The sequence below is a fragment of the Kaistia sp. 32K genome (genome assembly GCF_016629525.1).
Lineage (GTDB): Bacteria > Pseudomonadota > Alphaproteobacteria > Rhizobiales > Kaistiaceae > Kaistia.
The window spans coordinates 5101235-5120991 of the sequence record NZ_AP024269.1 but is presented as its reverse complement, the minus strand read 5'-3'; the positions used below and the strand labels follow the sequence as shown (position 1 = coordinate 5120991).

The window sequence follows — 19757 nt, the reverse complement described above, 5'->3', positions numbered from 1 at the left end:
CTTCGGAAGGTTCAGCCATCAAGGCCGCCGAGGCACAGATATTTGATCTCCATATAGTCCTCGATGCCATACTTCGATCCCTCCCTGCCAAGGCCTGAAGACTTCATCCCGCCGAACGGAGCCACTTCGGTGGAGATCAGACCCTCGTTGATGCCGACAATGCCATATTCGAGCTTCTCGGCGACGCGCAGGATCCGCCCCACGTCGCGGCTGTAGAAATACGATGCGAGGCCGAACTCGGTATCATTCGCCATCTCGATCGCCTCGGCTTCCGTCCGGAAGCGAAAGAGCGGCGCAACAGGGCCAAAGGTCTCCTCCCGGAAGATCTTCGCCTCGCGCGGCACGTCCGCGAGGATGGTCGGCATGAAGAAGTTGCCACCACGCGAATGGCGCGATCCTCCGGTGAGGATCGAAGCGCCATGCTCCAACGCGTCGGCGATGTGCTCCTCGACCTTCGTGACCGCCGCCTCGTCGATCAGCGGGCCGATCACCACGTCGGCTTCCAGGCCATCGCCGACCTTCATCGCCTCGACGGTGGCCTTGAGCTTGGCCGCGAAGGCGTCATAGACACCGTCCTGCACGAGCAGACGGTTGGCGCATACGCAGGTCTGGCCGGCATTGCGATATTTGGAGGCGAGTGCGCCTTCCACGGCGGCGTCGAGATCGGCGTCGTCAAACACGATGAAGGGCGCGTTGCCCCCGAGCTCCATGCTCGTCTTCTTGATGGTCGGGGCGCATTGGGCGAGCAACACCGCGCCGACCTCGGTCGAGCCGGTAAAGCTCAGCTTGCGGACATCCGGATTGCTCGTCAGTTCGTGCCCGATCTCGCTCCCCGGCCCCGTGACGAGGTTGCAAACGCCCGCCGGCAGTCCGGCGCGCTCGGCCAGTACGACGATCGCAATGGCCGAAAACGGCGTCTGGCTCGCCGGCCGCAGAATTCCCGTGCAACCCGCCGCCCAGCCTGGTCCCGCCTTGCGCGTGATCATCGCGGCGGGAAAATTCCAGGGCGTGATCGCCGCGAAGACGCCGATCGGCTCCTTCTGGACGATCAGGCGGCGACCGGGAAGATGCTGCGGGATGGTGTCGCCATAGACGCGCTTGCCCTCTTCCGCGAACCATTCGATGAAGCTCGCCGCATAGGCGATCTCGGCCCTGCTTTCAGCGATCGGCTTGCCCTGTTCGGCCGTCATGATGCGGGCGAGATCTTCCAGGTTCTCCATCATCAGCTCGAACAGCCGGCGTAGCGTGGCAGCCCGCTGCTTGGCCGTCCGCTCGCGCCATCCGGGTTGCGCCCTCCTGGCGGCGGCGATCGCGCGCGCCGTCTCGACGGCACCGAAGGAGGGCACATGGCCGAGAACGGCGCCGGTCGACGGATTGACTACGGCGATGCCGTTCCCGGGGTCCGTCCCGATCCATTCGCCGTCGATGTAGTTGGCCTCGCGGAACAGCGTCTTGTCCTTGAGCGTCGCGAGAAAATGCGGGTCGGCCATGGGAATGTCCTTCAAAAGGGAACCGTCTGACGCACGGCCGTGCCCTCGCGCAGCCGGTCGGAGGTCTGCTTCATGTCATCTTCGGAATAAGGTGGCGGCGAACGGCCGGCCTGGCTCATCGACTGGTGGGAAACGGCTTCGCGGGGCGTCCGGATCCGGCCTTTTCCCCTCGAACCAGAGCCGGGACGGCGGGGCCCTTCATGCCCCGTCATCCAGTTCGTTCTTCGCCTCAGCAGACGGAGTAGCCGCCATCGATCGGGATCATGGCCCCGGTGACATAGCCCGCGTCCGCCGACAGCAGGAAGCGCACGACCGTCGCGATCTCGGCGGGCTTCGCCCAGCGCCCCATCGGTATGCGCGCGCCGATGCGGGAGGCGCGCTCGGCGTCCGTCCGCGCCTTTTCCGAGATCCGGGTCTCCACCCATCCCGGCGCGATCGAGTTGACGCGAACCCCGCGCGGCGCCCAGGCCACCGCCTGGGAACGGGTGACCGACATGACGGCGCCCTTGCTCGCCGTATAGGCGGGGGCGGCGGGCGAACCGAAGATCGCCCACATCGAGGCGACGTTGACGACCGAGCCCCGCGCCGCCTCGAGTTGTTCGAGCAGAGCATTGGCCAGCGCAAACCCCGCGGTGACGTTCACGCGCATCACCTGCTCGAACGGAGCGGTCTCCCACTCCTGCTGGTGGCGGAGCATTCCGGCGCAGTTCACCAGTCCCGAGACGGGCCCCTTCGGAAGGGCGGCGACACACGCGGCGGTATCGGTCACGTCGACCCTGGCGAAAGCTACGGCCTCAGGCAGATCCTCGTCGCGGTCCAGCCCGAGCGCGAATACTCGCCAGCCAGATTCCAGCAGCAGTTCCGCAACGGCGCGGCCGATGCCGGTGCCCCCTCCGGTGATCACTGCGAGCGGCTGCTCATTCAGCATTTGTCTCTCCTCCATCGACCCGCCGGGCGGCGTCGGCTTCTGCTTCGATTTCGATCATGGCGTCCAGCACCTGCCCCAAATCGAGGGGGCGGGGGAAATTCAGCATGTGCCGCACCGGCATGGAGGTCAGCACGACAGGCGCCATCTGGGCTCTGGTGACGGGGCGGCCGGTCAGCGCCCTCAGGCTGCCTGGCAGGCCGACTTGGGCATAGAGTCTCGCCAAATCCTGGGGCAGCGACCGCCCCATCAGGCGGTAGTGAACCACCAGCCCGTAGGCGACCTGAAAACCGTGCTGCGCCGCGCCTCCGGGCAGAAGCGGCAGCCCGCGCGTCAGCGCATGCGGCACCGACAGGCCGCCATTCTCGAAGCCCAACCCCGCCATCAGGATGGCAGCCTCGACCGCTGCCTCGAAGTCGGGCGTCGGGACGCCGGTGCCCGCCGCCTCCCAAGCGGCCGCGCCATGCGCGACCAGCACGCGATGGCATTCAGCGGCGATGGCGACCGCGATGCGGGGCGGACGCGACAGGAACATCGTCAGGCCCCGCCCGGCCGCGCATGCCTCCGCCTCGGCGAGCTTGGACAGCGCATCCCCCAGCCCCGCCGCGAACATCGCCTTTGGCGCGCCGGCCAGAAGCAGGGTATCGACGATGACGAAATCGGGATTGCGCGACAGATGCCGCACCTCCACGAGGTTCCCTTCATCATCATAGAGCACGTAGTTCTTACTGGTTGACGCGTCGTTCGACGCCACCGTCGGCAGGGTGATCAGCCGCAGCCCGCGTCGATCCGCCAGCGCCTTGCCCGCGTCGATCGCCCGGCCGCCGCCGGCCGCGACAACGATCTCAGGCGTTGCCGGCCCCAGCGCGGCGTCGAGCTCTGCCGCCGTCCCCGGCCCGAGCTTGCCCGCGAAGGGCACGACGAGGAGCGACACGCCGGCGGCGTCGCAGCTTGCGCGAAGCCGCTCGCCGATCAGCGGCAAAACGAGGGCATCCGCCACCAGCACGGCCGAAGTGCCGATCTGCGCGGCGAAACTCCCCAATCGATCCGCAACGCCCTGGCCCTGCACATAGCGGCCCGGCGCGCCGAACACGATCATTCCAGCATCAAATACCCCGAGCGGATCCAATTGCTTCACCTGTCTCAAAGAGCTGTATCTTCGCCGCGAAGGTCAGCGGCGCCGGGAGGCGGGCCGGCGTTACCGCCCGCCTCCGTGCTCATGCGACGTCAGCCGATGATCTCCCGGATCACCGCTTCGATCCCCGCCTCGTCCAGGCGGTAGTGGGCGTAGAGATGCGTCGGCGGGGCAATCAGGGCGTACTCGTCCTTGATGCCGTGCCGGACCAGCCGCGCCGGGCCCCCGGCTTCCGCCATCACCTCGGCCACGGCGGCGCCGAGGCCGCCGACGATATTGTGCTCCTCGATCGTCAGGATCGTCTTCGAGCGCGCGGCCGCCTCCAGCACCGCATCCCGGTCGATCGGCTTCACCGTCGCCATGTCGATGACGCCGATGCTGCGACCTTCGGCGGCCAGCTTCCGGGCCACCTGCACCGAAGGGTGCACCGGCAGGCCGCAGGCGATGACGGTCAGCTCCTCGCCCCTGGCATGCTCGATCGCCTTGCCGAAGGCGAAGGGTTGGGCCGGATCATAGAGAGCGGGCTCCCGTCCGCGTCCGGTCCGGAAGTAGATCGGCCGGTCATGGTCGACGGAGGCGCGGATCGCCGCCTCCAGCTGCGGCCCGTCGGCGGTCGACACGACGGTCAGATCTGCGATGGAGCGCATCGTGCCGATGTCCTCGGTCGCATGATGCGAAGTGCCGTAGAAGCCCATCGAGATGCCGGTATGGTGACCGATCAGCCGCACCGGCAGCGCGCAATAGGCGACGTCCATACGGATCTGTTCGCAGGTCAGCAGCCCCAGGAAGGATGCGAAGGTCGCCACATAGGGCATCATCCCCGTGGTGGCGAGGCCGGCGGCCGCGGAGACCATGTTCTGCTCGGAGATTCCGAAGCTGACATAGCGATCTGGATAGCGCGCAGCGAAGCGGTTCAGTCCGTTGGAATATTGCAGGTCCGCCGAGCCGGCGACCACGGGATGGCCAGCTTCCACCAGAGAGATCAGGCCGTTCGACAGGTGATCAAGACCCGGGTTCTTCCGGTTGAGTTCCCGGTAGTGCCAGGAGTTGGGCGATTGCGGGCGGGCATGGATGGTCATGTCAGATCACCTTGGACAGGATTTCTTGGCGCGCCGCCTCGGCGTCGGACGGATCGAGATAGCCGAGATGCCAACCCGGCTCGGTTTCCATGTAGGAGACACCCTTGCCCTTGACGGTGCGGGCGATGATGCAGCAGGGCTTCTCGCGGGTTCGATCGGCCTTGGCCAGGCGCAACGCGGCCGTCAGTTCGGCGACGTCGTGGCCGTCGACGACATGCACTTCCCAGCCGAACGCCCGCCACTTCTCGTCGAGGGGCTCGATGCCCATGACGTCGTCGACGGCACCGTCGAGCTGGTAGCCATTGCGATCGACGATGGCGACCAGGCGGCCCAGCCGGTGGTGGGCGGCGCTGAGCGCGGCTTCCCAGACCTGACCTTCCTGCATCTCGCCGTCGCCCAGCATGACGAAGGTGGTGAAGTCGCGGCCCTGCATCCGGCCGCCAAGCGCCATGCCGACGCCGTTGGACAGCGCATGGCCGATGGAGCCGGAGGAGAAGTCGATTCCCGGCACCTTGCGCATGTCGGGATGATCGCCCAGCGGATTGCCGAGGCGCGTATAGCCGTTCAGCACCTCGACCGGCAGATAGCCCTTCTCGGCCAGGATCGGGAACAACCCGACAGCCGCATGGCCCTTGCCCATCAGGAAGCGGTCCCGATCGGGCGATTTCGGATCGGCCTCGAGCCGCATCACGTCAAAGTAGAGAGCGGCGAAGATCTCGGCCGCCGAAAATACCGACGTGTAGTGTCCGACCTTGGCGATCTCGATCAGACGGATCGTCTCCAGCCGCACGAACTGGGCCCACATGCGCAGCTTCGCGACCTCGTCCTCCGTCGGCCGAAAATCATTTCGGATGGGTATCGTCACCGCGGTCTCCTCTCCTGTTGCTTCTGTCGGGAAGCAAATCCCGGCCCTGACGACGATGTAGCATCATATATCATATATGTCATCAGAAATCGAGTGACCGGTGACGTCCGTCGAGCGGCGGACTTGGGAAAGGCCTCCGGGGAGGGCGAAGCCGGGCACGGCCGCTCGCCGAAGAGGACGACGGCGCCATAGCCGTGGCGCGGGCAGGTGCAAACCGTCTGACCAAAAAGGGGCCGGCGCCTTAGGGACGCTCCGCCTTCCTGGGCGGAAACCATCATCGATGTTCGGGACGGAAAAGGAGCAAAAGCGCCTGAATTAGGCGGCAGGCTGCGAGGGAGCACCTGCGACCGGTGTCTCGCTTCCGTCACCGGCGGGCCCCGCAGTCCGGACGCTCCCGGGCCGGGGCCACTCAGGCAAGAAGAGAAGCCGGCTAATGCCCCTGTGACAAAACGGAACCGCGACACGTCGCGAGAAGGTTCGGAGCGATGTCGTTTCGCGCGAGAAAGGCGCGATCCGTCCGGGAACGGATGCATGACGCCGCTCGGTCAGGATCCGGCGGATATCGGAATCAAGGGCTAGGCCGGCTCGTTCGCCTCGAGCCACTCAACCATGACGGTGCCGACACCGATGTCGGCCTGAATGGCGCTCCGCGCCGCCTCGGGGTCGCGCGCCGCCAGCGCCCGCAGCAGCGGGTAGTGACCGTGGTCGCCGCTTACCAGGACGCGGACGGGCGTGTTGAGGTGATAGAGATGGATCAACGGGCCCATCTGCGCCCACATTCCTTCGACGATCGCGTAGATCTGCGGCATCTCCGCCGCCTCGGCCAACCGGAAGTGAAACTCGCGATTGACGCGCGAAGCCTCGACGGGGTCCGATGCCGCCGCCTTGGTGAACTCGGCCTGGAGCGTCTCCAGCTCCCGGAGTGCCTTGGGCTGAATGCGCAAGGCCGCGCAGGCGGCCGCCTCGCCTTCGAGGTGGTGGCGGATCGTCTGGATCTCGCGCAGCTCGGCCGGGGTCAAGCGCCGCACATGGATCGACGTCGCGGCGCGCATTTCCAGGGCACGCTCCGTCACGAGGCGAAAGATCGCCTCGCGCACCGGGGTGATCGAGACACCGAGCTGCTCGGCGAGGCTTGCGATCGTGAGCCGCTCGCCCGGCTGATAGCGTCCCTCCATCAGCGAGGAGCGGATGCTATCATAGACTTGCTCGGAAAGATTGCTCTTGGCGATCTTTGGCAAAGAATTCATCCGCTCACCTGTCCTGGCCGTGACGTTGGTCGTATCGCATCGAAATCGGGCGAGATGCCCGGCCGCCCGTCGAAAACCGTCCGCCGCGGGCAACCGGGCCGCATATCAGCCGGCGTAGCGTCGCTCGGGAAGCCCCCGCGTTCCGATATCATCAATATACAGCAAGGCACCCGCGAGCGGAGAGGTCTCCACGACATCGCCGACGGGCGGTCTCAGCATCGTGGTGACGTATAGCCTGTCGAGATCGGGTCCACCGAACATCACGCTGGTAACGCTCTGAACCGGCATGTCGAGGGTCAAGATCCGCTCACCCGACGGCGAGAACCGATGCAGCTTGCCCTTGTACACCCCGGCGCTCCACAGGCATCCCTCGGCATCCACGGTCGCCCCGTCGGGCAGCCCATCCTCCGGCCCGAAGGAACAGAAGACCCGCTTGCCGCCGATCGCGCCGGTATCCAGGTCGTAGTCGTAAGCAAAGATCGCCCGCGCCCGGCTGTCGGCGAAATAGAAGATGCGGCCGTCGGGGCTCCAGCAGGGGCCATTCGATACGGTGATCCGCGTATCCAGCACCCTGACCTGCCCTTCGACGTCCAAGCTATATAGTCGAGCATCATCCACGGTTTCGGTGACGTTCAGACTGCCGGCGACGAACCGCCCGAGCGGATCGACCTTGCCGTCGTTCATCCGCACCTGCGGACTGCCGTGGTCGACCAGCGCGAAGGGCTCGGTCCGGCCGGTCTCAAAGTCGAAGCTATGGAACCCATCGGCGAGGGAGAGGATCGCCCCTCCCCGGCTGCGCAGCGCCATCGAGCCGATGTTCTGCAGGACGCTCCATTCGCGGACATCGCCGCCATCGGCGTCGCAGGAGAGGACGCGATTGCCGAGGGAATCGATCCAGTACAGGCGCTGGGTCTCGACGTCCCAGAGCGGGCCCTCGCCCAGCAAGGTGTCGGCATTCACCAACGATTTGATTTCCATGGGAGACGTTCCTCAAAGGCCTGGAATCAGGCGGCGATGCGCGCAGACGGCGGCGATCAGCAAGCCGCCCTTAATCAGCATCTGGTAGTAGGTCGAGATGTTGATGTAGTTCAGTCCGTTCGACAGCAGCGCCAGGAACAGCACGCCGGCCGCCGGGCCGCCGACGGCGCCGAGGCCACCGGTGAGCTGGGTGCCCCCGAGCGCCGTGGCCGCGATGGAATCGATGGCGAACGCCTCGCCCACCAGCGGATCGCCGCTTCCCATGCGACCGGCGAGATTCAGGCCCGCGAGACAGGCGAGCAGCGCCGAGGCGACATAGGCGATGGCGATCGTCGTCCGGATATTGACGCCCCCGAGCGACGCGTTTCGCGCCGATCCACCCGTCGCCAGCAGGTGCAGCCCGTACCGGGTTCGCTTCACCACATAGGCCGCCGCGAGGAGCACGGCAGCGGCGAGGAAGATCGACACCGGCAAGCCGAACACGTCCGTCGAGGCGAACCACACGAGGAAGCGCGGCGCCACCCCGCCCGGCGTCGGACGCACCAGCAAGGCGACGCCCTGAACCGCAGTCATGGTGCTCAGCGTCATCAAGATCGGGTGGATGTTCAGGCGGAGTATCCCGAAGGCGTTGACCAGCCCGACCGCGGCGGCGGCGAGAATGGCGAGCGGGACGGCAAAGACGGTGTCGCGACTGACGATGGCCGCCGTCATGCTGACGACCGAGCCGACCGACAGATCCAGCCCGCCCGACATCACGACGATGGTCTGGCCCACTGTGGCGATCAAAAGGCTGACCTGCTGGCTGAGAATATTGATCAGGTTGGTGGGCATCAGGATGCTGGCCGACGTCACGCCCAACGTGATCGCGAGCAACGCCAGAAGAACATAGGCGGGCAGCGCCGATTTGCGCCGCTCCCCGATAGCGGTGATCGTCTTCATGACTGGTGGCTCTCCCTCTTTGCCAGCGCGGCCGACATGATCTTTTCCTCGGTCGCGGTCAGGCCGGGCATGTCGGCGACCGTCGCGCCGTCGCTGACCACGAGGATCCGGTCGCAAAGGCCGATCAGCTCCATCATCTCGCGCGAGGTGACGATGACCGGAACGCCGCCGTCGGCGAGTTCGCGCAGGATGGTGTAGATTTCCAGCTTGGCGCCGATGTCGACGCCGCGCGTCGGCTCCTCGCAGATCAGCACCCTGACGTCGCGTGCGAGCCAGCGCGCCAGCAACGCCTTCTGCTGATTGCCGCCGGAGAGTTCGCCGATGGGCTGCTCAGGGCGGCCGAGCCGGATCTTCAGGCGCCGGATCAGGTCGCGGACCTTGGCCCGGTGCTTCGACACGAAACCCAGCGGCTTGCGCCCCGACAGGCCGGAAACCAGAATGTTGCGATCGACGCCCAGATCGAGGAACAGGCCCTCGGCCTTGCGGTCCTCGGGAATGATTCCGAGGCCGGCGCGGATGGCGCCGGCGGGGCTGCTATGGGTGATCGGCTTGTCGTCGATGAGGATTTCGCCAGCCGTCGGCGGCGTTCCTTCGAACAGGCAGCGCGTGATCTGGATCTGTCCCTGCCCTTCCAGTCCGGCGAAGCCGACGATCTCGTTGCGGCCGATCTCGAAGTTCACCTGCCCCTGAAAGCCGGGGAGCCGCACACCACGAAAGGCGACCTTGGTCGCGCCGCGATCGATGTCGGCCTTGCGGGCGGGAAAAAAGTCCTTCATCGACCGACCGACCATCGCGGTGACGAGCTGGTCGGACGTGGTTTCGGGGATCAAGAAATGGCCGGCGAACCGCCCATCCTTGAAGACCGTGACCTCGTCGCAGATCTCGAACAGCTCGGCCAGGCGGTGCGAGATGTAGAGAATGCCCTTGCCCTGCGCCCGCAGCGCGTTGATGAGCGAGAAGAGCTGGCGCACCTCGCTCTGGCCGAGCGCGGCGGTGGGTTCATCGAAGATGAAGACCTTGGCATCCCGCATGATGCCCTTGGCGATCTCGACCATCTGCTGGTCGGCGACGCGCAAGGTTCCCGTCAGCATATCCGGGTCGATATGCAGTCCAACCCGGCCCAGGATCTCGACACTCGTCTCGCGCATCGTCTTGCGATCGATCCGGCCAAAGTGGTCGCGCGGCTCCTGTCCAAGAAACAGGTTCTCGCCGACCGAGAGGTTGGGCAGCAGGATGAACTCCTGGAAGATCGTCGAGATGCCGGCCGCGCGGGCCTGCTCGGCGGCGGTCCAGTGAACGGCCTTGCCATCCACCTTGATCTCGCCCTCGTCCGGGACGTAGACGCCGGAGAAGACCTTCATGAGCGACGATTTGCCGGCGCCATTCTCGCCCAGAACGGCGTGAACGGTGCCCGGACGCAGCCGCAGCGAGGCGCCATCCAGCGCCCGGATCGAGCCGAACGACTTGCGGATATCCCTTGCTTCCAGCAGCAAGGCGGAATTGCCGATCGGGTCCTCGGACTTCAATTGGAAGCTCACGTTCATAGGCGGTACGACGACAACGTGGCTGCGCCAGCGATGATCGCTCCCTGCAAGACGAGTTGGAAAGGCCGGTCGACGCCGATGGCGGTGAGGAGGTTCGCGAGAAACGTGAGAGCGAAGGCTCCGACGAGAACGCCGAACGCCCCGCCTGCGCTAAAGCCGAATGCGGTGCCGCCAATCACCACGGCTGCGACCGAGGACATGACCAGATCGGCGCCCAGGCGCAGCGTACCGGTGCCGATGTAGCCGGTCAGGAAAATGGCGGCCAAGGCGGCGAAACAGCTGCACAGGACATGGGCGATCACCAGTTCCCGCGTGACGGCGACGCCGCTCAGCCTGGCAGGCTGGAAGCCGCCGCCCGTCGCCGCCAGCCCCTGGCCGAATACGGTACGGTGCAGGACAAAGGCCAGCACGAATGCCAGTACGACAAGGCAGATGCCGGCATAGGGAACGCTCTCGATCCGTCCCCGCGCCATCAGCTCGACGACGGAATGGATCCCGCCGCCGGGCGCGCCGCCGCTGAGCAAATAGCTCAGCCCCAGAAGAATGATCGACGTTCCCAGGGTGACGACGACGGCGGAGGCGCGGATGAAGACGATGAAGAACGCGTTGGCGAGCCCGACCAGAACGCCGATCAGAAGCGGCACGCCGATCGACAGCCACGGGCTGCCGCCGGCGATGACCGACATCGACAGAACCACGTTCACCAGCGCGACAACGCCGCCGACCGACAGGTCGATCGAGCGTCCGACGACCGACAAGCTCTGCCCCAGAGCCACGAGCCCGAGCGGCACCGCCTGACGCAGCAGGATGAACAGGAAGGGGATCGTCAGCATCCGCGGCTGCACGAAGGACGCCAGCAGAACCAATACGATCAACGCCGGAATCGCCGGAACAGACTTGAACGCCGACCATGCCCTGAGTGGAAGTGACGAGATCACCGATCTGTTCGTCGAAACGGCGACATCTGACATAACGCAGGCCTCCCTACCTAGTTGTCACGATTTGATGCATCATATATCTTGTATGATGCAAATTCAAGCGATGGCCCACCGTTCGGACAGCCCGTCCTCCAAAACGCTTGTGCGGCCTGACATGAGCTTGATCGCCAAGGGGAGGATCGTTTGAACCAACAGTTTCTCGACCGGCTGGGAGACATCTCGCAGGCCGCCGACATCTCGCTGATGTCGGCCGAGGATGGCCCAGCGCGCGGCGCGCGCTTTCTCGTCGGACGCACCTTTTCGGGCCTCCATTTCCGCATCGCGGTGGATCGCGGCTTCGACCTTTGCGATCTGGATTTCCGGGGAGTTGCCCTGGGGTGGCGTGGGCCACAGGGCTTCGCCGCCCCGGCCCTGCATGCACCGGACGGCGAGGATGGCCTTGCCTTCGTCAGGGCCTTCTCGGGCTTTCTCATCACCTGCGGCTGGGATCACTATGGCCCGGCCCGCACCGGCCCGCAGGACCATTTCGGTTATGCCCTGAAGGCCGAGGCGAAATACCCGCTCCACGGCCGGGCGACATTCATCCCGGCGAGCCATGTCAGCTTCGGCGTCGACCTGGACGCCGAGAATGGCCCCTGCGTCTTTGCCGAGGCCATCCTGCGACAGACCGCGATGTTCGGGGAACAGATCGAGATCCGGCGGCGCTACACCTTCGGGATCGAGCGACCCGAGGTGAACCTCGTCGACCACGTCCGCAATATCGGGCGCAAGCGGACGCCGCATCGCGTGCTCTATCACGTCAACCTCGGCTACCCGCTGGTCGACGACGGCACGGTGATCACCGGGCTGCCGGAAGATCCCCGGATGCCGGCGATCTGCGAGCCGCTTGATCCTGCCGGGACGGAGCAGTTTCGCGCCATCGACCGGGCGCTCTGCGCGGACGAGATCACCGTGCATCAGCCCCGGATCGCGGGTGGGCTCACCTTCACGCTCGCCATGCGGTCGCCGAGCTTCTCGCATGTGGTCGAGTGGTACAACCGCTACCCGGGAATGAACGTGATCGGCATCGAGCCTGCCTCGGCGCCGATGCCCGAAGTCACGACCGCGCCTTTCGAACCCGACGCCTGGCTCGAGCCGGGCGAACGGCAAACCTATCATCTGACGTTCAAGCTGAATTCGGAAGGAGATCGGCAGTGACGGAACTCAACGGCAAAACCTGCATCGTCACGGGTGCGGCCCAGGGGATCGGCGCCGCGATCCTCGCCAAATTCGCGAAGGCCGGCGCCAGGGTGGTCGGCAGCGATATCGACGTGGCGCGCGGACAGTCCCTGGTCGACTCGCTCGCCGCGACCGGCGCCGAGGCCATCTTCGTGCCCTGCGACGTTGCTTCCACCGAGGCCGTGCGGCGCCTCGTCGAGACGACCGTCGGGCGCTTTGGCGGTCTCGATGTCGTGGTCAACAATGCGGCGATCCTGCCGGATCCGCCCCGCCCGATTACCGAATTCGACGACGCGGCATGGGCGCGGATCCTCGACGTCAACCTGGGCAGCGTGTTCCGCCTATCGGCCGCGGCCATTCCGCATATGATCGCGCGCGGCGGCGGCTCCGTCATAAGCCTCGCCTCGATCCATCACGAGAAGTCGATCCCCGGCCTGTCGGCCTATGCGGCGTCGAAGGGAGCGGTCGTCTCGCTGGCACGCCAGCTGGCGGCGGAATATGGCGACCGAAACATTCGCTTCAACACGATCTCGCCCGGCGCGATCCTGACGCGGATGACCCAGCAGGTCCTCGACAGCGATCCAACCGGCGGCCTCGCGGAGCGGTTCGACCACATGCACCTGCTCGAGCGGATCGGGACTCCCGACGAAGTCGCGTCAACCGCGCTCTTCCTGGCCTCGGACGGCGCAGCCTTCATTACCGGGCAGGATATCCTGGTCGATGGCGGCATCTCGCGCGCCACGCGACTTTGACAAACAAACAAAAAGGCGGCCCCGGGAGGGGCCGCCGTTCCAAGGCTCGCCGCATCGTTGGAGAAGCGGCTCGTCCGAAGTCAGTTTCGGGCAGGAAAGGCCGGAATGATGCGGGCCTCGGCCAGCTGGTCGAACAAGTCGGTGAAGGTTTCGCGCGAGGATTGATACGCCGTGAACCCGCGCGACCGGCTGCGGCGCATGTCGGAAATGCATTCGACCGTGCGGCCAAAATCGGCGTCGCTATGCCACCAGGTCGCCAGCTTGCTGACATCGTCTTCCACGAGACCGTATTTCTTCGCCATGGAGCGCCAGATTTCGCCGGCATCCGCCATCAGCGCCTGCAGGCTCGTCCGCTGGCCATCATAGGGCGGCGCGGCAATCCCGAAATAGCCGGCGAGCACCGGCCACATCGATCGCCAACGGAACACGTCGCCATTGCCGATATTGTAGGCTAGCCCTTTTGCGCCCGGTGTCTGCGCCGCCCAGATCGCCTGCTTGGCCACCATCCGGGCGTCGCTGACCTCGGTCACCATGTTCCATTGCTCGGGCACGCCGGGAAAGACGAAGGGGCGTCCCGTCTCACGGCAGATCGCCCCGTAACAGGCCAGCGTCAGCCCCATGTTCATCAGAGAGCGTTGCGCGAAGCCGACGATCGAGTTCGGGCGGTGGATGCTCCAGCCGAAGCCGTCCCGCGCCGCCGTCTCGAACAGGACATCCTCCTGCGCGTAGTAGAAGTTCGGCAGATCCAGCCGCTGCGCGTCCTCCTGGAACGGTGTTTCGGGCGTGAACCTGCCGAAATCGGCGAACGGCCCGAGATAGTGCTTCACGCCCGTGATCAGGGAGACATGCTCGATCCCCAGCTCGACGTCGCGGGCGACGTCGAAGAAGTTGCGCATGTAGCGGGCGTTGATTTCGCACGCTTCCGGCTCGGTGCTCGCCGGTTTCCAGGTGGCGAAATAGACATGGCGGGCCGATTTGCCGGCCAGGCCGCGGCGCAGGCTGGCGGGATCGGCGAGATCGGCGGCGACGATATCCGCCCCGGTGCCGAACCCATCCGGATTGCGCGCCAGCGCGATGGCTCGTTGCCCGCCATCCTGCAGGGCGCGCAGGATGTTTCCACCGACCAGTCCTGTGCCGACCACGAGGGCAGCCTCTTGGATAGACATGAGATTTCCTTCGTTTTCGCATGCGGATGCCGGCCGTCGCGTGGCCGGCATCCGTGACGGAGGCGGGTGGAATTACCGGCTGTACATCTTCAGAAGCTGATCCTTCGGCAGGATCGAGCCGACCCAGTAGCTGTCGTTCAGCTCCGGGCGATAGAAGTCAGCGATCTTGTCCTTCGTGATCGGGCTGGTGCGATAGACATAGGTGTCGTAGGTCTCTTCGCCCTTCAGAATGCGCAGCGACGCGATCACCGCCTGCGCGCCCAGCCAGGTCGGGTATTGCGGTGCGACGCTCTGCAAGTCCATCTCCTGCCAGACCCGCAGGAAGCCATTGCCGGCCTCGCCGGACATCGGCACCAGCTTGAGCCCGTATTCGACCATGACCTCGGCGCAGGCCTGCGTCATGGCTCCGCCCGACGACCAGATGCCGCCGACATCGGGATGGGCCAGCAGGAGCGACTCGCACACCTGCTTGCCGCGATCATACGCCCACTCGCCATAGCCCTCGCCGACCACCTCGATGCCGGGATACTTGTCGAGGACCTCCTTCGCTCCGGCCCAACGGTCGGTATCGATCGAATTGCCGGCGATGCCACGGATCGCGATCACCTTGCCTTTGCCGCCCATGTCGCGGGCCATGTATTCGGCACCGACCCGGCCAAACTCCTTGTCGTCACCGACGATCTTGGTCGTGTAGCGCTTCGGCGAGGCGCTGGACGAGAAGATGATCACCGGGATGCCCCGGTCGTAGACCTTCTCGATCACGGCGTTCAACGCCGTCTCCGAACCCGCTCGCACGATGATCGCATCGACGCCGCGGGCGGCGAGATCCTCGATATTGGCGATCTGCTGCGGCACACTCCCGCCGGCGTCCGTAACGATGAGCTGCTCGATCTCGCCGAGCTGCTCGGCCTGATAGCGCGCCTCCGCCATTGTCTGCGTGCTGTGATCATTGTTCAGCGCGAAATTGCTGAGGCCGATCACGAATTTGCTTTTGCTGGACGGCTTCAGCTCGCGCAGAACGGCTCCTTCGGCCGGCACGATATCCGGATGCAGCTTCGGGGTCTCGGCCGCAGCGCCGCCGGCGTGAAGAACCGCCGCCGCAACGGCGAGAGACCGCACGGTTTTCAGTACACTCATCGATGTCCTCCCTTCGTAGCCAAGTCCTCATATCCAAGGCTGCGTCTAACATGCATCATATATGATACATGTTCAAGTGTTTCGGCGAGAAGGGTTGGCTCGACGCAGCGGCGAGCGCGGGCCGGGCGCGGACGAAGGCAAAATGATCAGCGCGTCTCGAAGGTTCGGGACGGATCGGGCGCGGCCCTAGCCGCCATCGACCAGGAAATCGATGAGGGTGCGCGTCGCCGCGGAGAGGCGGCGATGCGGCGCGAAGAGCACCGAGAACGACCGGGCGCGGCCGCGCACGGGCTCCAGCACCTCAACGAGCCGCCCCTGCTCGATCCGATCCCGGACGACGAAATCGTAGGTCTGGCAGAGGCCGAGGCCATTCTCGGCCAGCGACACGACTCCCAGCACGTCATCGAGCACCTGGATCCGCGCCGGCGGTGTCCAGTCGACATCGCGGCCGTCAACGCGAAACACCCACGGCGCGCAGCGCCCCGTGCTCGGCATGACGAAGGGCAGGCATTGATGCCGTGCCAGATCCTCGATGGTCCCGGGCACCCCCGCCTGCTCGAGATAGCCGGGAGCTGCGACCAGACACAGGGCGGCATCCTCCAGCTTGCGCGCCACCAGCCCGCTATCCGGCAAAGGCCCAAGGCGGATGGCCAGATCGTAGCCTTCGGCAACGAGATCGACATTGCGATTGGTGATGCTCAGCTCGATCTGCACTTCGGGAAAAGCGCTCTGGAACCGGCCAATCCTCTCGGGCAGCCTGTAATGGCCATAGGTCGTCGGCACGCTCATGCGCACATAACCGGTCAACGGCGCCCCCTCCGTCCCCTGGATCGCTCGTTCGGCATCATCGATCAGCAGAAACGCCGCCCGGGCCTGTTCGAGATAGGCCCGGCCGGCATCCGTCAGACTCAGCCGACGGGTCGTCCGCCTCATCAACTGGATGCCGAGCCGCGCCTCCAGTCGCGAGATCGCCCGGCTGAGGACCGAGGGCGTCGTCGACAGGGCAATCGCCCCCTCGGTCATCGAGCCCTTTTCGACGACGGTGACGAACACCTCCACGTCACCGAGATGATCAAAACGGCGGGTCACGCACACTTCTCCCGAACCGGACGGCCGCGCCCCACGCGCCATCGATGAAGCCCGCCAACCCGGGAAACCTTACCTGATTTGGCTCTCTTGCGACCAAATGAATTCCCCAAAGCCACCTTTATACGCTTCTCGCGGCTGAATAGCTTCCCGCTCATCGGACGCCACGGGGCGTCGTACACTCAGGAGCAGATCATGTCCCAAGTTCAGGCCGCAAAGCCCGTTCTCTTCGTTCTCACCAGCCATGGCACTAAAGGCGAGACAGGGGAGCCCACCGGTTTCTATCTCGGCGAAGTCACCCACCCGCTGGCAGTCCTCAAGGCCGCGGGCATCCCCGTCGAGTTCGCCTCGATCGAGGGCGGCGAGCCGCCGATCGATGGTCTCGACCTCGAAGACACAACCAATGCGCGCTACTGGAACAGCGACGCCTTTCGCAGCGCCATTCGCAACACGCTGCGCCTCAGCGACGTGGACACCAAGCGCTACGCGGCGATCTTCTTCGCCGGCGGGCACGGCGCCATGTGGGATTTCCCGCTCAGCACCGCCGTGAACGACGTGACGCGGGCCATCTACGAGGCTGGCGGCATCGTGGCGGCCGTCTGCCACGGCCCCGCGGCGCTGGTCAACGTCACTCTGAGCAATGGTACTCATCTCGTCGCCGGCAAGAACCTCAGCGCCTTCACGGATGACGAAGAACGCGCCGTGAAACTCGACAAGGTGGTGCCGTTCCTGCTCGCCAGCACGCTGTCCGCGCGCGGTGCCCATCACCACCCCGCCGCCGACTGGACCCAGAAGGTCGTCGTCGACGGGCGGCTGGTAACCGGCCAGAACCCGCAGTCCGCGACCGGCGTCGGCGAGGCCGTCCGCGACTTGCTGGCCAGCCAGGTCGGATAGATCACGGCGCCGTAGATCCCGGATCGAGGGATCGCCAGGATTGATGGCGCCGGCCTAACAGGCCGGCGCCATTGGCACATCATGACTATGCCTCGGAGGCGACGCCTCGATCCGCGCCGGCGCTCTCGACGAGATAATCGATGAAGGCGCGAATGCGGGCCGCGAGATGTTCGTGGCCGGCGAAGACGGCATGAATGAGCTCGATATCCCCGGCATTGAAGGGCTCCAGCACCGGTACTAGCGCACCGGCGTCAATGTCGGACTCGACATGGAACCGCCCCATCCGGGCAAGGCCGAGGCCATCGAGGCAGAGCCGGCGCATGGTGGGGCCGTTATTGACTTCGAAATTGCCGAAAATGGCCCGCGAATAGGTGGCCTCGGTCACCGGATCGCGGAACGGCCACTCGTCGAGGCTCCGGCGGAAATTGAACTGAAGGCAGTTGTGCCGCGCGAGATCATCCGGCGTCGCCGGAACGCCATGTCGTTCGAGATAGGCGGGTGAGGCGACGACCACGCGGCGGCTCTCCAGGATCTTGCGCGCCTTCAGGCTGGAATCGCGCAATGGACCTGAGCGGATCGCGATATCCGCCCGCTCCTCGATCAAATCGATGATCCCGTCCGTCAGGGACAGATCGAGTTCCACCTCGGGGTAGCGCGCCAGGAAGCCAGGGACGAGCGGCACGACATGGCGCACGCCGAAGCCGACCGAGGCGCTCACCCGCAATCTGCCGCGCGGCACCGTCCGCCCGCCGCCCGCAACAACCAGCTCTGTCTCGGCGATCTCCGCCAGAATTCGCTGCGCCCGCTCCAGATAGACGTCGCCTTCCGGCGTCAGTTGCAGCATCCGCGTCGAGCGCACCACGAGCCGCGTTCCAAGTCGATCTTCGATGCGGGTAACCAACTTGCTGACGGCGGAGGGAGAGAGCTTCAGCCGCCGGCCGGCAGCGGAAAAGCTCCGCAACTCCGCGGCGGCCACGAAAACCTCCATCTCGCCGGCGCGATTGTCCATTGGCGAGCTCCCCTGTGAACTGAATTCAAAGGCATTGATCCACTGGTCCGGATTATCGCGCAAGCCTCCGCCCAACATATTGCGTCTCACCTAATCCACCAGCCGGCGGTCCAGTCACCGCAACAATGCCCGTACCCACGGGCGGGGAAGGTCTTGTCATGCCTCTAGCGATATTTGCCCTGACAATCGCGGCCTATGCGATTGGCACAACGGAATTCGTCATCGTCGGCCTGTTGCCGACCGTCGCCAATGATCTTGGCATCACCTTGCCACTCGCCGGACTGATCGTCAGCGTCTACGCGCTCGGCGTCACGTTCGGCGCGCCGGTCCTCACTGCGCTCACTGGCAAGATCGCGCGCAAGCCACTCTTGCTCGGTTTGATGGCGCTCTTCATCCTCGGGAACATCGTCGCGGCGCTGAGCCCGAGCTACGAGATGCTACTCGTCGCCCGCGTCCTCTCGGCCTTCGCCCACGGCGTCTTCTTCTCCGTCGGCTCGACGATCGCCGCCGACCTCGTGCCGGCGAACCGTCGCGCTTCGGCCATCGCCATGATGTTCATGGGATTGACCGTGGCCATCGTGACCGGCGTGCCGATCGGCACCATCATCGGTCAGACCTTCGGCTGGCGCGCCACCTTCTGGGCCGTTTCCGCCCTCGGCGTCATCGCTTTTCTCGGCATCGCGGCCTTCCTGCCCAGCACGCTCTCCAAGGCAGCCCCGTCGAGCCTGCTGGATCAGGTCCGCGTGCTCGGTTCCGGCCGCCTGCTCCTGGTGTTCGGCATGACCACGCTCGGCTATGGCGGCACGTTCGTCGCCTTCACGTTCCTCGCATCCATCCTGGAGCGCATCACGGGCTTCTCCGCCTCCAGCGTCAGCCTGATCCTGGGGCTCTACGGCATCGCGATCGCTATCGGCAATCTCGCCGGTGGACGCATCGCCGACCGCAATCCGGTGAAGGCGCTGATCGTTCTCTTCGCCCTGCAGGCGGTCGTTCTCGTGGTCTTCACCTTTACCGCCGTCTCGCCGGTCTGGACGCTGCTGACCATCACCGCGCTCGGATTCCTCTCCTTCGCGACCGTACCGGGATTGCAGATCTACGTGGTGCAGCTGGCCAAGCAACATCGCCCCGGCGCCGTCGACGTCGCTTCGGCGATCAACATCGCCGCCTTCAATCTCGGCATAGCTCTCGGCGCCTGGATCGGCGGCATGGTGGTCGACTCCCCGCTCGGCCTCGGCGCCACACCCTGGGTCGGCAGCCTCATCGTCACGGGCGCCCTGCTCCTCACCTTGTGGAGCGGCGCGCTGGACCGGCGCTCGGGAACCGTGCTGAGCCCGGCCTGACCCGAGACCAGTCGG

General features: G+C 65.6%; 18 protein-coding genes. 4 read left to right on the top strand and 14 right to left on the bottom strand.

The genetic code is table 11. The features are described 5' to 3' along the window. Nucleotides 1-11: 11 nt before the first annotated feature. The 10 genes from K32_RS23620 to K32_RS23575 form a co-directional block, all read right to left on the bottom strand. On the bottom strand, nt 12-1490 hold the full coding sequence (locus K32_RS23620) for an NAD-dependent succinate-semialdehyde dehydrogenase (RefSeq protein ID WP_201401824.1): 1479 nt from the start codon (nt 1488-1490) through the stop codon (nt 12-14). A 229-nt stretch (nt 1491-1719) separates the two neighbouring features. Further along, nucleotides 1720-2418, bottom strand: a complete 699-nt coding sequence (locus K32_RS23615) for an SDR family NAD(P)-dependent oxidoreductase (protein ID WP_201401823.1) — start codon at nt 2416-2418, stop codon at nt 1720-1722. Continuing rightward, nucleotides 2408-3553, bottom strand: coding sequence for an iron-containing alcohol dehydrogenase (locus K32_RS23610; RefSeq protein ID WP_244670021.1), 1146 nt, complete (start codon nt 3551-3553; stop codon nt 2408-2410). Before K32_RS23610 ends, K32_RS23615 begins: the two co-directional genes overlap by 11 nt. 89 nt (nt 3554-3642) lie before the next feature. Next, nucleotides 3643-4629, bottom strand: coding sequence for a transketolase family protein (locus K32_RS23605; RefSeq protein ID WP_201401821.1), 987 nt, complete (start codon nt 4627-4629; stop codon nt 3643-3645). Between the two features lies 1 nt (nt 4630). Then, entirely contained in the window at nt 4631-5434 is an 804-nt protein-coding gene (locus tag K32_RS23600) for a transketolase (protein ID WP_201404645.1), read from the bottom strand. 635 nt (nt 5435-6069) lie between these two features. Then, nucleotides 6070-6741, bottom strand: coding sequence for a GntR family transcriptional regulator (locus K32_RS23595; protein ID WP_201401820.1), 672 nt, complete (start codon nt 6739-6741; stop codon nt 6070-6072). Between the two features lie 105 nt (nt 6742-6846). Beyond that, nucleotides 6847-7719 carry an SMP-30/gluconolactonase/LRE family protein gene (locus K32_RS23590; RefSeq protein ID WP_201401819.1) on the bottom strand — a complete coding sequence of 291 codons (873 nt, stop codon included), beginning with the start codon at nt 7717-7719 and terminating at the stop codon, nt 6847-6849. A 12-nt stretch (nt 7720-7731) separates the two neighbouring features. Next, nucleotides 7732-8658, bottom strand: a complete 927-nt coding sequence (locus K32_RS23585; protein WP_201401818.1) for an ABC transporter permease — start codon at nt 8656-8658, stop codon at nt 7732-7734. After that, nucleotides 8655-10184, bottom strand: a complete 1530-nt coding sequence (locus K32_RS23580) for a sugar ABC transporter ATP-binding protein (RefSeq protein WP_201401817.1) — start codon at nt 10182-10184, stop codon at nt 8655-8657. Before K32_RS23580 ends, K32_RS23585 begins: the two co-directional genes overlap by 4 nt. Nucleotides 10185-10198: 14 nt before the next feature. Further along, nucleotides 10199-11173, bottom strand: coding sequence for an ABC transporter permease (locus K32_RS23575; RefSeq protein ID WP_201401816.1), 975 nt, complete (start codon nt 11171-11173; stop codon nt 10199-10201). Nucleotides 11174-11323: 150 nt separating this feature from the next. Between K32_RS23575 and K32_RS23570 the strand changes: the two genes are divergently transcribed. Both K32_RS23570 and K32_RS23565 read left to right on the top strand, forming a co-directional pair. Continuing rightward, a complete protein-coding gene (locus K32_RS23570; protein ID WP_201401815.1) occupies nt 11324-12337 on the top strand; it encodes a DUF4432 family protein in 1014 nt (337 codons plus the stop codon). Then, nucleotides 12334-13110: an SDR family NAD(P)-dependent oxidoreductase gene (locus K32_RS23565; protein ID WP_201401814.1), complete on the top strand. Its 777-nt coding sequence runs from the start codon at nt 12334-12336 to the stop codon at nt 13108-13110. The genes K32_RS23570 and K32_RS23565 overlap by 4 nt, the downstream gene beginning before the upstream one ends. A gap of 80 nt (nt 13111-13190) precedes the next feature. Here K32_RS23565 and K32_RS23560 read toward each other — a convergent pair whose 3' ends face one another. From K32_RS23560 to K32_RS23550, 3 genes are all read right to left on the bottom strand, one after another. Further along, entirely contained in the window at nt 13191-14276 is a 1086-nt protein-coding gene (locus K32_RS23560) for an SDR family oxidoreductase (RefSeq protein WP_244669724.1), read from the bottom strand. A gap of 72 nt (nt 14277-14348) precedes the next feature. After that, nucleotides 14349-15413 carry an ABC transporter substrate-binding protein gene (locus tag K32_RS23555; protein ID WP_201401813.1) on the bottom strand — a complete coding sequence of 355 codons (1065 nt, stop codon included), beginning with the start codon at nt 15411-15413 and terminating at the stop codon, nt 14349-14351. A 186-nt stretch (nt 15414-15599) separates the two neighbouring features. Continuing rightward, nucleotides 15600-16508, bottom strand: coding sequence for a LysR family transcriptional regulator (locus K32_RS23550; RefSeq protein ID WP_244669722.1), 909 nt, complete (start codon nt 16506-16508; stop codon nt 15600-15602). Nucleotides 16509-16694: 186 nt separating this feature from the next. On the opposite strand from K32_RS23550, the gene K32_RS23545 reads away from it, so the two are divergent. Next, on the top strand, nt 16695-17393 hold the full coding sequence (locus tag K32_RS23545) for a type 1 glutamine amidotransferase domain-containing protein (protein ID WP_201401812.1): 699 nt from the start codon (nt 16695-16697) through the stop codon (nt 17391-17393). Nucleotides 17394-17478: 85 nt separating this feature from the next. Here the strand turns inward: K32_RS23545 and K32_RS23540 are convergent, their stop codons facing one another. After that, nucleotides 17479-18402 (bottom strand): LysR family transcriptional regulator, encoded by a 924-nt coding sequence (locus tag K32_RS23540; protein ID WP_201401811.1) that lies wholly within the window; start codon nt 18400-18402, stop codon nt 17479-17481. A 158-nt stretch (nt 18403-18560) separates the two neighbouring features. Here K32_RS23540 and K32_RS23535 point away from each other — a divergent pair, with 158 nt between their 5' ends. Further along, entirely contained in the window at nt 18561-19742 is a 1182-nt protein-coding gene (locus K32_RS23535; RefSeq protein ID WP_201401810.1) for an MFS transporter, read from the top strand. The last annotated feature ends 15 nt before the right edge of the window (nt 19743-19757 follow it).